The organism is Candidatus Psyllophila symbiotica, assembly GCF_029910555.1.
In the GTDB taxonomy this organism is placed as follows: Bacteria; Pseudomonadota; Gammaproteobacteria; order Enterobacterales; family Enterobacteriaceae_A.
On the sequence record NZ_CP092142.1, the window covers coordinates 100,634 to 114,590 of the forward strand.

Annotated in this window: 15 protein-coding genes and 2 tRNA genes; 7 read left to right on the top strand and 10 right to left on the bottom strand. The window is 14.7% G+C overall.

Annotated elements, in window-relative coordinates; genetic code table 11:
• Positions 1-20: 20 nt before the first annotated feature.
• The 6 genes from ptsP to MEJ61_RS00515 form a co-directional block, all read right to left on the bottom strand.
• On the bottom strand, positions 21-1,727 hold the full coding sequence (gene ptsP / locus MEJ61_RS00490) for a phosphoenolpyruvate--protein phosphotransferase (protein WP_459563341.1): 1,707 nt from the start codon (positions 1,725-1,727) through the stop codon (positions 21-23).
• Between the two features lie 29 nt (positions 1,728-1,756).
• A complete protein-coding gene (locus tag MEJ61_RS00495; RefSeq protein ID WP_459563342.1) occupies positions 1,757-2,014 on the bottom strand; it encodes an HPr family phosphocarrier protein in 258 nt (85 codons plus the stop codon).
• Positions 2,015-2,130: 116 nt separating this feature from the next.
• Positions 2,131-2,577: a 50S ribosomal L9 C-terminal domain-containing protein gene (locus MEJ61_RS00500; RefSeq protein ID WP_459563343.1), complete on the bottom strand. Its 447-nt coding sequence runs from the start codon at positions 2,575-2,577 to the stop codon at positions 2,131-2,133.
• 32 nt (positions 2,578-2,609) lie between these two features.
• Positions 2,610-2,834 carry a 30S ribosomal protein S18 gene (gene rpsR / locus MEJ61_RS00505; protein WP_459563344.1) on the bottom strand — a complete coding sequence of 75 codons (225 nt, stop codon included), beginning with the start codon at positions 2,832-2,834 and terminating at the stop codon, positions 2,610-2,612.
• Between the two features lie 36 nt (positions 2,835-2,870).
• The gene (rpsF, locus tag MEJ61_RS00510) at positions 2,871-3,221 is read right to left on the bottom strand and encodes a 30S ribosomal protein S6 (RefSeq protein WP_459563345.1); all 351 of its coding nucleotides are present in this window, start codon (positions 3,219-3,221) and stop codon (positions 2,871-2,873) included.
• 36 nt (positions 3,222-3,257) lie between these two features.
• The gene (locus MEJ61_RS00515) at positions 3,258-3,548 is read right to left on the bottom strand and encodes a TusE/DsrC/DsvC family sulfur relay protein (protein ID WP_459563346.1); all 291 of its coding nucleotides are present in this window, start codon (positions 3,546-3,548) and stop codon (positions 3,258-3,260) included.
• 170 nt (positions 3,549-3,718) lie between these two features.
• Between MEJ61_RS00515 and MEJ61_RS00520 the strand changes: the two genes are divergently transcribed.
• The 7 genes from MEJ61_RS00520 to MEJ61_RS00550 all read left to right on the top strand — a co-directional run bounded on the left by MEJ61_RS00520 (position 3,719) and on the right by MEJ61_RS00550 (position 11,096).
• Positions 3,719-3,806, top strand: a tRNA-Ser gene (locus MEJ61_RS00520).
• A 102-nt stretch (positions 3,807-3,908) separates the two neighbouring features.
• Complete coding sequence (gene ileS, locus MEJ61_RS00525; RefSeq protein WP_459563347.1) at positions 3,909-6,704, top strand: isoleucine--tRNA ligase; 2,796 nt, start codon at positions 3,909-3,911, stop codon at positions 6,702-6,704.
• A gap of 111 nt (positions 6,705-6,815) precedes the next feature.
• A tRNA-Ile gene (locus MEJ61_RS00530) sits at positions 6,816-6,889 on the top strand.
• 103 nt (positions 6,890-6,992) lie between these two features.
• Positions 6,993-8,783 carry a translation elongation factor 4 gene (gene lepA / locus MEJ61_RS00535; RefSeq protein ID WP_459563360.1) on the top strand — a complete coding sequence of 597 codons (1,791 nt, stop codon included), beginning with the start codon at positions 6,993-6,995 and terminating at the stop codon, positions 8,781-8,783.
• Positions 8,784-8,849: 66 nt separating this feature from the next.
• Complete coding sequence (gene rnc / locus MEJ61_RS00540; RefSeq protein ID WP_459563348.1) at positions 8,850-9,506, top strand: ribonuclease III; 657 nt, start codon at positions 8,850-8,852, stop codon at positions 9,504-9,506.
• Positions 9,506-10,342 (top strand): GTPase Era, encoded by an 837-nt coding sequence (gene era / locus MEJ61_RS00545; RefSeq protein WP_459563349.1) that lies wholly within the window; start codon positions 9,506-9,508, stop codon positions 10,340-10,342. Before rnc ends, era begins: the two co-directional genes overlap by 1 nt.
• A gap of 46 nt (positions 10,343-10,388) precedes the next feature.
• Positions 10,389-11,096, top strand: a complete 708-nt coding sequence (locus MEJ61_RS00550; RefSeq protein ID WP_459563350.1) for a pyridoxine 5'-phosphate synthase — start codon at positions 10,389-10,391, stop codon at positions 11,094-11,096.
• A 22-nt stretch (positions 11,097-11,118) separates the two neighbouring features.
• Here MEJ61_RS00550 and rplS read toward each other — a convergent pair whose 3' ends face one another.
• Genes rplS through proS form a run of 4 tightly spaced genes read right to left on the bottom strand, consistent with a single transcriptional unit; the run spans position 11,119 to position 13,927 of the window.
• Positions 11,119-11,454, bottom strand: a complete 336-nt coding sequence (gene rplS, locus MEJ61_RS00555) for a 50S ribosomal protein L19 (RefSeq protein ID WP_459563351.1) — start codon at positions 11,452-11,454, stop codon at positions 11,119-11,121.
• A 17-nt stretch (positions 11,455-11,471) separates the two neighbouring features.
• Complete coding sequence (gene rimM, locus MEJ61_RS00560; protein ID WP_459563352.1) at positions 11,472-11,981, bottom strand: ribosome maturation factor RimM; 510 nt, start codon at positions 11,979-11,981, stop codon at positions 11,472-11,474.
• On the bottom strand, positions 11,981-12,235 hold the full coding sequence (gene rpsP, locus MEJ61_RS00565; protein WP_459563436.1) for a 30S ribosomal protein S16: 255 nt from the start codon (positions 12,233-12,235) through the stop codon (positions 11,981-11,983). The genes rimM and rpsP overlap by 1 nt, the downstream gene beginning before the upstream one ends.
• Complete coding sequence (proS, locus tag MEJ61_RS00570) at positions 12,236-13,927, bottom strand: proline--tRNA ligase (RefSeq protein WP_459563437.1); 1,692 nt, start codon at positions 13,925-13,927, stop codon at positions 12,236-12,238.
• Between the last annotated feature and the right edge of the window lie 30 nt (positions 13,928-13,957).

Below are 13,957 nucleotides of genomic sequence, written 5' to 3' on the forward strand. Positions count from 1 at the left end.
ATAATATTTTTTAAATAATTTTATTTATTAAAAATACATTTTTCTATTTTTTTTAAAGTAATTTGTTTTAATACTAAATTTGATATTTTTGTAGCATTTTTAAATTTATTTTTTCTAATAATATTTTTAATGTATGGTATATAACTTGAATTCATACTAAATTCATCTAAACCCATACCTAATAATAATAAAGTAACTTTTTCATAACTTGCTAATTCACCGCATATACTTACATATTTATTTTGTTTATGAGCTTCATAAATAATTTTTTTAATTGATTTTATAACTGATGGTAATAATGGGTTATAAAGATGCGAAACCAATTTATTACCTCTATCTACTGCTAATATATATTGTGTTAAATCATTAGTACCAATACTTAAAAAATCAATTTCTTTAATAATATCTTTAATAATTAAAGATGCTGATGGCGTTTCAATCATAATGCCAATTTTAATTTTTTTATCAATTTTTTTTTTTTTAATTATTAAAATTTTTATAATATTATTCAATTCATATTTAAGATATTTAATTTCTTCAATAAAAGTTATCATTGGAAACATAATTCTTATATTTTTAAAATCTGATGATAATAAAATAGCTTTTAATTGAGTATATAAAATTTTTTTAAAATCCATTAATATACGAATTGCACGCCAACCTAAAAATGGATTTTCTTCTTTAGGTATATTTAAATAAGATATATTTTTATCACCACCAATATCCATTATACGTATAGTAATTTTTTTTTTAGGTATTTTTTTTGAAATATATTTATATGTTTTATATTGTTCTTTTACATTAGGTAAATTATTACGATTCATAAATAAAAATTCAGTACGATACAATCCTATACCTTCTGAACCATATTTACTAATATTATTTATATCTTTTGTATTACAAATATTAGAAAATAAAGAAACTTTATACCCATCTATTGTTATAGCAGGATATTTTTTTATTTTTTTTAACTCTTGAATTTTTTTAATATAAATATTTTTTTTTTTTTTAATTAAATTAATAATATTTTTATCAGGATTAATATATATATTATTATTAATAGCATCTAAAATTATAAAATCATTATTTTTAATCTTATTAGTTATATTATATATATTAACTATAGCTGGTAATTCAAGCGATCTAGCCATAATCGAAGTATGAGATGTTACACTTCCAAATTCAGTTATAAACCCTAAAACATTTTTTAAATTTAACTGCGCAGTTTCTGACGGTGTTAATTCTTTAGATACAATAATAACTTTATCATTAATATAACTTAAATCAATAATATTTATTTTAAGAATATTTTTTAATAAACGATCACCTATATCAATTATATCATTTATTCTTTCTTTTAAATAATCATTTTTAATTTTTTTCAATATTTTAATTTGTTTTTTAATTATTTTACTAGTAGCATAATCTGCTGATATTAATTGATTTTTGATAAGATATATGATTTCTTTTTCAAACTCACAATCTTCTAATATCATAATATGACTATTAAAAATGTTTTCTTTATTTTGATTTAATTTATTTTTATTTATATTTATAATTTTTTTAATTTGACTAATTGATTTATCACGATTAACTAAAAAAATTTTAATTTCTTTATTTATATCATTAATTGATATATTTTTTTTATTAATTATTATTTTTTCATTTTTTAATATCAATGCTTTTCCAAAAGAAATACCCTTTGAAACTGAAACACCAGAAATCATAATATTACCTTTTAATATAAAATAAATATTTATTCAAGATTTTTAATTATATTTAATAAATGATCAAATGCTTTTTGTTCATCATTACCTTTAATTAATATATTTATTTTATCACCTTGTAAAACTCCTAAAGTTTGAATTTTAAAAAGACTTTTAGCATTTACTTTTTTATTATTATATTCTATAATAATTTCAGAATTAAACTTTTTAGCTTCTTTTACTAATTTTGCAGCAGGACGTATATGTAAACCATTTTTGGCGTTTATAAAAATCTCTTTTTTTAACATTTATTTTTCCTTTTAAATAATTTTAATAAAAATTAATATTAATAATATAATTTTATAAATAAATTAAAAATAATATAAATCCATATTTTAAAAAACAAAATATTAAATTTTATAATTTAAAAGCTGCGCATAAACGCAGCTTTATAATTATTAATTTTAAGTATTATAAATTTATAATAATTATTATTAATTTTTATTTTAATAATATCTTTGTTGATTACTTTAATTGGTTTAATAATACTAATATTATTTTTATTAATTTTAATATTATAATTTTTAATAATATTAATTATTTTTTTACAATTAATTGTACTAAATAAATTACCGTTATTATTATAATTAATATAAAAATTTATAAATAACTTTTTTTTAATTTTATTTTCTTTTATTTTAACATCAAATATATTTTTATTAACTTTTTTTACAATATAATTAGAAGTATTTATATTATATAAAGATTTGCCTTTTGGTATTAATTGATTGCGAGCATAACCTAATTTAACAGTTGTTTTAAATCCTACATTTCCTAATTTTAAAATTTTATCAATTAAAATTATTTTCATATTAAACTCTAAAAATTTTATTTATATTAATATTATTTATGATTATCAATATATGGAAATAAAGATAAATAACGTGCAAGTTTAATAGCATGAGTTAATTTACGTTGATATTTTGCACTTGTTCCAGTAATTCTACTAGGTATAATTTTACCACTTTCATTAATATAATTTTTAAGTAAATTTATATCTTTATAATCTATATATTTAATATTATTTTTAATAAAAAAACAATTTTTTTTATGTTTAAAATAATTCATTTTATAATCCTAATTATTAATATTTATAATTAAATATTATTTATTAAATAATATTATATTATTTTTTTTTTTAACTCTAAATATAGGAGAATTATCAGTAATTGCTTTTTTAGTACGTATAATTAATTTTCTTATAATAAAATTATTAAATTTTAATTCTTTTTCTAATTCTTTAATTTTTTCCTTAGAAATTTCAATATTTAAAAGAATATAATGAGCTTTATTATTTTTTTTAATTTTATAAGAAAGTTTACGTTTTCCCCAATCTTCTATTCTATAAATTTTACCATTTTTTTTTTTAATATATTCACTATAATATTTAATTATCTCTAATATTTTGTTATTTTTATTTAAATTAAACATAATAACAATTTCATAATGTCTCATAAAAATACCTTTTTTTATATTTTAATAAATAAATATTTAATTTAAACATTTTAATAATTTTGGTAAACCTGAAATTTTATGAATTTTATATATTGGATTTTTATTAAATAATTTATATATATATATACTATTACCTTTTTTATTTCCATATTTATAATATATAATTTTAATTATAATTTTAATTGAAGGAGAATAATTAAATACATTATAAAATTTACGTATTAAATAAATAATTTCCCAATGTTTTTTAGTTAAAAAAATACCTTCATTTTTTGCTAAAAATAATGCAATAATTTCATTCCATTTTTTAAAAATTAATTTTGTCATATATTATTTATTAAAATTTAAATTTTAAATTTAAAATAATTATTTTAATATTATGTTAAAATAATAATATTTAAATATTAAAAAACACTTGTGTTTTTTTAAAAAAAAATTACTTTGTTATAATATAATTAAATTAAAAATAAAGAAAAAAATTTTATTTTAATATATTAGGAGGAGTGGTTGAGTGGTTTAAAGCAGCGGTCTTGAAAACCGTCAAAGGTTAATATCCTTTCGTGGGTTCGAATCCCACCTCCTCTTAAATAGTTTATTAGTTTAAAATTATTAATTACATATTGAAGTAATTTAAATTATATAAATATATTTTATTATTTATTAAATTATTTAAAAGGAATAATAATTATGAAAAATTATAAAAATACTTTAAATTTACCAAAAACTAAATTTACTATTAAAAATAATTTTAATAATAATGAATCAAATATAATTTCATACTGGAATTTTAAAAATTTATATAAAAAAATTAGAAAATCAAAAAAAAAAAACCCTCTTTTTATATTACATGATGGTCCTTTATATGCAAATGGTAATATACATATAGGACATGCAGTTAATAAAATAATCAAAGATATAATAATTAAATCTAAAAACATGAGTGGTTTTAATGCACCATATATACCAGGTTGGGATTGTCATGGTTTACCAATAGAATTAAAAGTAGAAAATAATAATAAAAACTATAAAAAATTATCAAAATCTAATTTTAGAGAAAAATGTAGAAATTATGCTAATAAACAAGTTATAATTCAAAAAAAAATATTAATAAATTTAGGAATTATAGCAGATTGGAAAAATTCATATTTAACAATGGATTATAAAATACAAGCAAATATTATAAAAGCATTTAAAAAAATAATAAATTCTGGATATTTAATAAATGGTGAAAAACCTATCCATTGGTGTATAAATTGTCAATCTTCGTTATCAGAAGCTGAAATCGATTATTATAATATAAAATCATTTGGAATATATATATTATTTAATTCAATAGAAAATGAAAAAATTTTAAAAAAATTTAAAATTAATTATTATATTAAAAATATTGATTTAGTAATTTGGACAACAACACCTTGGACTTTATTTTCAAATAAAGCTATTGCTATTAATCCTAAATTAACGTATCAACTTATTAAATTTTCAAATAAATATATAATTTTATCAAAATATTCAGTTATTAAGATTATGAAATTATTATACATTAAAAATTGGAAAATAATAAGTAATTGTAAAGGTTTAGATTTAGAATTATTATATTTTAAACATCCTATTATAAATTCTAATATTCCAATTATATTAAGTAATCATGTTATTTTAGATACTGGAAGTGGTGCAGTACATATTGCTCCAGGACATGGAATAGACGATTTTATAATTAGTAAAAAATATTTATTAAATACATTAACCCAAATAAATGAAAATGGTTGTTATAATTTAGGTACTCATATATTATTAGATAAAAAATTAATTTTTAATGTTGATAATATAATAATTAAATTATTAAAACAAAATAAAAATTTATTATATAAAAACAAAATTATACATAAATATCCACATTGTTGGAGACATAAAACAAAAGTTTTTTTAAGAATAACACCACAATGGTTTATTAATTTAGATAAAAAAAATTTACGTGAAAAATTAATTAAAAATATTAAAGAAACAAATTGGATTCCTAAATGGGGCAAAACTCATATGGAAAATATGATTAAAAAAAGACCAAATTGGTGTATTTCAAGACAAAGAATATGGGGAGTTCCTATAACATTATTTGTAAATAAAAAAACTTTAAAAATTCATCCTTATACTAATAAAATAATAGATAAAATAATAAAAATTATTAAAAAAAAGGGTATACAAATATGGTGGGATTTAAATAAAAAAAAAATTTTAGGAATTAATAGTGATGATTATTTTAAAGTAAAAGATATATTAGATGTATGGTTTGACTCTGGTACAACACATTATTCTATAATTAAAAAAAAAAAAGAATATAATAATAAAATATCAGATTTATATATAGAAGGTACAGATCAATATCGTGGATGGTTTATGTCTTCTTTAATAACTTCAAATATTATTAATGGAATTGCACCATATAAAAATGTTATAGCGCACGGTTTTACAATAGATAAAAAAAAAAAAAAAATGTCAAAATCTATTGGTAATATAATAAATCCTATAAATTTAATCAAAAAATTTAGTTGTGATATTTTAAGATTATGGGTAGCGTATACTGATTATACTAAAGAAATAGTAGTTTCTAATAAATCATTAAACAATTCAAAAGAAATTTACAAAAGAATAAGAAATACAATTCGTTTTTTATTATCAAATTTAAATGATTTTAATCCTAATAAAAAAAAAATAAATTTTAAAAAATTAATTATTTTAGATTTATGGGCATTAAATTATACTTTTAAAATTCAAAACAAAATTATAAATTCATATAATAAATATAATTTTAAAAAAGTAATAAAATATTTAATAAAATTTTGTTCTATTAAAATGGGTTCATTTTATTTTGATATTATTAAAGATCGTCAATATACTAATAAAAAAAAAAGTATTAATAGAAAAAGTTGTCAAATAACAATGTTTTATATTTTAGAAGCATTAGTTCGTTGGATATCACCTATTTTATCATTTACTGCAAATGAAGCATGGAATTATTTACCTGGTAAAAGATCAAAATTTATTTTTACTGAAGAATGGTATAATATTTTATTTATAGATTGTAAATCTATACTTATAAACAATATATTTTGGAAAGAATTAATTAAAATAAAAAAAGAAATTAATAAAAAAATCGAAATTTTAAGATTTAAAAAAAAAATAGGTAGTTCATTACAAGCTAATATTATAATTTATGCAAATAAAAAATTAGTAAATTATTTAAAAAAATTTAAAAATGAACTAAAATTTTTTTTTCTTATATCTAATATAAAATTAATTATTTTAAATAAATTAAATAATAAAACAAACTATTTTAAAATAAATATTAATGTATCAAAAGAAAAAAAATGTAATAGATGTTGGAATTATGATAATAATATTTGTAATATATCAAAATATATAGGAATTTGTAATAGATGTATAATTAATATTTTTGGAAAAGGTGAAAAACGTAAATTTATATAATTAATATTTAATAAAATTAATTTATAATAAATTTATATGAATATTTAAGTATTTTTAAAATTTTTAATAATATTTTATAATATAATTATTACTAAAATTATATAATTATTTGGCCCTTTAGCTCAGTTGGTTAGAGCACACGACTCATAATCGTTTGGTCACTGGTTCAATTCCAGTAAGGGCCAAAATTTATATTTTATAATATTTATATAATTAAATATTTACTTTATATAATAATAATTATTTATTTTAAATTAATTAAAAAATTTAAATTATATGAAAAATCAAATAAAAAAAATTAGAAATTTTTCAATAATTGCGCATATAAATCATGGTAAAACAACTTTATCTGATCGTATAATACAAATTTGTGGTGGATTAAATCCAAGAGAAATGACTAATCAAGTTTTAGATACGATGGATTTAGAAAAAGAAAGAGGTATTACAATAAAGGCGCAAAATGTAAGTTTAAAATATAAATCTAAAAACGGTGAAATATATAAAATTAATTTAATTGATACTCCAGGACATATAGATTTTTCTTATGAAGTATATAAATCATTAATAGCATGTGAAGGAGTAATATTATTAATTGATTCAACACAAGGTATAGAAGCACAAACAATTTCAAATTATTATAAAGCAGTTAAAATGAATTTAGATATAATAATAGTTTTAAATAAAATTGATTTATTAACATCTAATATTAAACATGTTTCAAAAGAAATTAAAAATGTTATAGGTTATAAAAAAAAAATAATAAATTGTTCTTCTAAAACCGGTGAAGGTATAATAAATTTATTGGAAAATATTATATCTAATATTTCATATCCCAAAGGAAAAATTGAAAATCCTTTACAAGCTATTATTATTGATTCTTGGTTTGATAATTATCGTGGAATTATTTCAATTATTTGTATTAAAAATGGAATTATAAAAATAGGAGATAAAATAATAATAGTAAATAAAAAAAACATATATAATGTAGAAGATTTAGGGATATTTACACCTAAAAAAAAAAAAAAAAATTTTTTAATTTGCGGTGAAGTTGGTTGGTTAATATATTCAATTAAAAATATAAATGATGCTAAAGTTGGTAATATTATTACTTCATTTTTAAATCCAACTAAAAAAAATTTATATAAATTTAAAGAAATAAAACCTCAAATTTATGCTGCATTATTTCCAACAAATACAATACAATATAAATTATTTAGTAATTCTATTAAAAAATTAAAATTAAATGATAATTCATTTTTTTATGAACCTATAACATCTTCATCATTAGGTTTAGGATTTAGATGTGGTTTTTTAGGTTTATTACATTTAGATATTATTAAAGAACGTTTAGAACGTGAATATAATTTAAATTTAATTATAACTACTCCAAATGTAATTTATGAAATTTATACAAATAATAAAAAAATAATTTATATTGATAATCCTAATAAATTAACTTTTAATGATAAAATTAAAGAATTAAGAGAACCAATTGCAAAATGTAATATATTAACACCAAAAAAATATTTAGGAAAAATAATAAAATTATGTATTCAAAAAAGAGGTATTTTTAAAAAAATAATTTATTATAATAATCAAATTTATTTAATATATGAAATTCCAATGTCAGAAATTATTATTGATTTTTTAAATAAATTAAAATCTATAACTAATGGTTATGCATCTTTAAATTATAATTTTAAATATTATAAAAAATCTGATTTAGTTAAAATTAATATATTAATTAATAAAAAAAAAATTGATGCTATATCTTGGATAATTCATAAAAAAAATTCTTATAATTTTTGTATAAAAATAGTAGAAAAATTTAAAAAAAAAATTCCAAGACAACAATTTGATATATTTATTCAAGCATCTATTAATTCTAATATTATTTATAGTTCCAAAATTAAACAATTTAGAAAAAATGTAATTACTAAATGTTATGGAGGAGATATAAGTAGAAAAAAAAAATTATTAAAAAAACAAAAAATTGGAAAAAAAAAAATGAAAAAATTTAATAATATTACATTAACTAAAGAAATGTTTTTAATATTTTATAAAATTAATAATAAATAATTATAATAATATTATTATTATTTATAAATTTTAATAATTATAAAAATAAAAATTATTTGATTAAATATGAAAAAAATAATATTAAATAAAATACAAAAAAAAATAGGTTATTTTTTTAAAAAAGAAACAATTTTATTACAAGCATTAACTTATAGTAATAAAAATAATAATATTAATAATGAACGATTTGAATTTTTAGGTGATTCAATTCTTAATTTTATAATTTCAAATATTTTATATAAAAAATTTCCATTAATAAATGAGGGTGAAATGAGTAGAATTAGATCAAATTTAATAAATCATAAAATTTTATTTACATTAGCGGTTAAATTTAATTTAATAAAATATATAAAATTAAATTATAAAAAATTAAATAACTTTAATAAAACTTATATATTAACAAATATACTTGAATCATTAATAGGAGGTATTTTTTTAGATAGTAATATTAATACAACTGAACAATTAGTATTAAAATGGTATAATAAAAAAATAAAACTATTAATTAAAAATAAAGACTATAAAACTATTTTACAAGAATTTTTACAAAAAAATCATATTAAATTACCTTATTATTCAATAATTAAAAAAAAAAAAAAAAAATATTTTATTATTAATTGTAAAATTAATTGTTTTAAAAAAAATTTTATTAGTATAGGTAAAACTAAAAGTAATACTGAACAGTATATTGCTAAAAAAATAATTAAAATATTGGAAATTTAATGTTTTTAAAAGAAAAAATTTATGGTTTTGTATCAATAATTGGTAGAACAAATTCTGGTAAATCTACATTATTTAATAAATTGATAGGTAAAAAAATATCAATAACATCAAAAAAAAAAAACACAACAATTAATAATATTTTAGGTATTTATAAAAAAAATTTACATAAAATTATTTATATTGATAATCCTGGATTTATTATAAATAAAAATAATAAAAATATAATAAATTATAATATTAATAATATTAAATATAATATAGATATAATAATTTATATAATCGAAGGAACTATTTTAAAAAACTATGATTTAAAAATTATAAATAATTTTAAAAAAATAAAATGTCCAATTATTGTTATTATAAATAAAATAGATATTATTAAAAAAAAAATTTATTTATTACCATATATAAAATTTTTAAGTAAAAATATAAATTTTAATGAAATTATACCAATTTCAGCAAAATTTAATATTAATATTAACATAATTAAAAAAAAAATTTTTACAATATTATATAAAAAAAATAATTTAAATTATTATTTTTATAATAAATATTCTGAAAATTTTATAATATCAGAAATAATTCGTGAAAAATTAATAAGATTTTTAGGACAAGAATTACCTTATTCTACTAATGTTAAAATTGAAAAAAAATATATTAATAATAATTATTATAATATATTTGTATTAATATTAGTTAAAAAAAAAAGTCAAAAAAAAATAATAATAGGTAAAAACGGTAATAAAATTAAAATAATTAGTATTTATTCAAAAAAAGAAATAGAAAGAAAACTTAAAAAAAAAATAAATTTATTTTTAAAAATAATTATTATATAATTAAAAATTTAAACATTTTAAAATTAAATTTAATTAAGTGTATATTTTGAATAAATTATCTTTTAATATTAATGTTAATGAAAATTTAATAAATAAAAAAAATTTATTTTTAGATTTATTAAGAATAATTTTTATAGTTAAAAAAACAAATGTAAATAGTATAACATTATATATTAAAAAAAACCATATATTTGAAATTGATATAAATATTTTTAAAAAAATAATTAAAAATTATATAAATTTAAAAATAGAAATTTTTGATGAAATGTTAGATATAATTTTGAAAATAAAACCAAAAATTTGTTGTTTTATTTTAAAAAAAAAAAAAAATAATTATAAAAAAAGTTTAAATATTATTAAAAATTTTAATAAAATTTCTATAGCTGTTAATTTATTAAATTATAATAAAATACAAACTTCTTTATTTATAAATCCTGATTTATATCAAATAGATGCAGCGATTAATACAGGAGTAAAATATATAGAATTAAATACAATTATGTATTCAAAATCTAAAAATAATTTAGAAAAAAAATTTCAATTAAATAAAATTAAAAAATCTGTAATTTATGCTAAAAAAAAGGGGTTAATTGTAAACGTTGGAAATAATTTAAATTATGATAATATTAAAAAATTATCAAAAATAAATCAAATTAATGAATTTAATATTGGTAATTCAATTATTAAAGAAGGAATTTATCAAGGTTTAAATAAAGCTATTAAAAAAATGTTATTATTAATAAATACAAAATAATTTTAAAATATACATAAATTATTTAAAAAATACGATTATTTTTAGTTTTAATATTACGTAAATAATATAATTTTGATCTTTTAGAACGATTATTATTTATAATTTTAATTTTATTAATTATATGTGAATGCATTTGAAATACACGCTCAATTCCTTCATTATTAGTAATTTTACGTACTGTAAAAGAACTATTTAAACCCTTATTTTTAATTGATATTATTGTTCCTTTAAATTTTTGGATTCTTTTTTTTTTACCTTCTGTTATCCATATTTTTATTTCTACATAATATCCAGTATTAATTTTAGGTATATTTTTTTTCATTTGTGATTTTTCATATTCTTTAATAATATTTTTCATTTTTATATTTAAGTTATTTATAAATTAAAAATCCATTTAATTTTAATTATTTTTAATTTAATATCAATTTTTTTAATTATTTTATTAATAATAAATGGTATTAATATTTCTTCTTTCTTTTTTTTTATAATTATTATATTATTTAATTTAGTTTCCATAATTTTTTTTATTTTACCTAATTTATAATTATCAAAATTTATTACTATGCATTCTATAATATCTTTATAATAATAATTTATATTTTTAATAATTTTTAGTTTTTTAAAATCAAAATATATATTTTCATTATTAAACAATTTTGTTTGATTTTTTTTTATATTTTTAATTTTAATAATAAAAAAATTTTTTTTTTTAATATAATTTTTAAATGAGATAATTTTCCAATTTTTATTTTTAATATATAAAGGTTTATATTTAAAAATATTTTTTTTTTTTTTTGTAAATGAAAATAATTTAAATAATTTATTATATTTATAATTTTTACATATTTTACCTATTATAATTGGATTTTTAGGTATTTTTTCCATTATTTATTAATATTATTTTTATAAAGTTTAATAATTTTTTTAATACGATATGAAATATTTGCTCCTAAATTTTTCCAATATTTAATACGTTCTTCAGATAAATTTATATTTTTACAATTACAATTTTTAATTGGATTAAAATAACCTATATTTTCTATAAATTTTCCATTATTTGATTTACGTTTATCTATTACTATTATTTGAAAAAATGGTTTATTTTTATTACCAACTCTTTTTAAACAAATTTTTACCATTTATTCCTTTTTAAAAAAATTTATTTTATTTAATAAAAAATTAATAATATATTCTATTTTAATAATTTTTTTATTTTTATTTTTTCTATTTTTATATTCTATAAAACCATTTTTACAATTTATATTATTTATTATTATTAAGTGAGGTATACCAATAAGATCGATATCATTAAATAATTTACCAATATGTTTATTACGATCATCTAAAAGAATATCAATATTTTTTTTTTTAAATTTATTATATATATAAATAGATTTATTTTTAACAAGTTTAAAATTATTAAAATTTATTGGTAAAATTGAAATTTTAAATGGCGCAATATTATCTGGCCAAATAATTCCTTTTTTATCATAATTTTGTTCTATAATTGCTGCTACTAAACGAGTTATTCCTATTCCATATGATCCCATATTTATTTTTTTTTTAAAATTATTAGAATTAATAATTTTTGAATATTTAGTTCCTATTTGAAATATATGTCCAATTTCTATATTTTTTGAAATTAATAAATTATTTTTAATTTTAAAATTTATAATATTTTTAGTAAAATTATTTAAATTAGCTATATATGGTGATATTAAATTTATGTTCCAATTTAATCCTATTAAAATTTTTTTATTTTTTTTAAATTTAATTATAAAATTTTTTATTTTTATAATATTATAATCTGCAATAATAATTATATTTAAAAAAAATTTTTTAATTGAATATAAACTTTTTTTAAATATATTATTAATTTTTTTTTTACATATATAATTTAATGGTTTATAAATATTTTTTAATTTATAAATTTTAAATGCATTTAAAATTTTATTTTTATTAAATAATAAAGCTATTATTTTATTATTATTTGATTTTATAAATTTTATTTTAACTATATTTTTGTTAAATATATTAAAAATTTTATTTATATTAATAAAATTAATAAATTTTATTATTCTTAATTTTTCAATATTATATTTATTATTATTAATAATTAATTTAATTACTTTAATATTTTTAATATTATTAAAATTATTTATAAAAAATTTTTTATTTTTAAAATTTTTAAATAAACTATAAAATTCATGTGATATATTACCACCAATTGTTCCTGAATTTGCTTTTATAATATAAAAAAATAAATTTAATTTTTTAAAAATTTTAATATAAGTTTTGTATATAATATTATATGTTTTTTTTAAACATTTATTACTATTATGAAAGGAATATGCATCTTTCATAATAAATTCGATTGATCTTATTACTCCATAATTAGGTCTAATTTCATCTCTAAATTTAGTTTTAATTTGATAAAATTTAATTGGTAATTGTTTATAAGAAATAATTTCATTATTTATTATTTTATTAATTATTTCTTCATTAGTTGGACTTAAAATAAATAATTTTTTTTTCCTGTTATAAAATTTTATTAATTCTAATCCATATTTTTGAAAACGTTTACTTTTTTTCCATAAATTTGCTGATTGTATTATAGGTATATTTATTTCAAAAAAATTAATTTTATTTATTTCTTTATATATTATTTTTTTAATATTTTTTAAAATTTTTAAACCTATAGGAAGCCAAACATAAATTCCAGAATTTATTTTACGAATCATTCCGGATTTTAACATTAATTTATAACTTATTAATTCATTATTAATATTATTATTTTTATTAGTATAAAGTAAATATTTACTAGTACGCATAATAACCTTTTTATTTAAAAATATATATTT